The 229-nt window shown below is 62.9% G+C and carries 1 protein-coding gene; it reads left to right on the forward strand.

What is annotated here, in order from left to right; genetic code table 11:
• Positions 1-229: acyl-CoA dehydrogenase family protein (locus AAEY78_RS15280; RefSeq protein ID WP_352340396.1), on the forward strand; the 229-nt coding region annotated here is incomplete at both ends.

Below are 229 nucleotides of genomic sequence, written 5' to 3' on the forward strand. Positions count from 1 at the left end.
GACAAGGGCAAGCGCCTGGAGAAAGTCGGCATGAAGGCCCAGGACACCTCGGAGCTGTTCTTCCAGGACGTGCGTGTGCCCAAGGAAAACCTGCTGGGCCAGGCGGGCATGGGCTTTGCCTACCTGATGCAGGAACTTCCGCAAGAACGCCTGACCGTGGCGATTGGCGCACTGTCCTCAGCCGAAGCGGCGTTGCAATGGACCCTGGACTACACCCGCGAGCGCAAGG

Origin of the sequence: Psychrobacter sp. 16-MNA-CIBAN-0192 (genome assembly GCF_040309565.1) — a bacterium.
Classification (GTDB): domain Bacteria; phylum Pseudomonadota; class Gammaproteobacteria; order Pseudomonadales; family Moraxellaceae; genus Psychrobacter.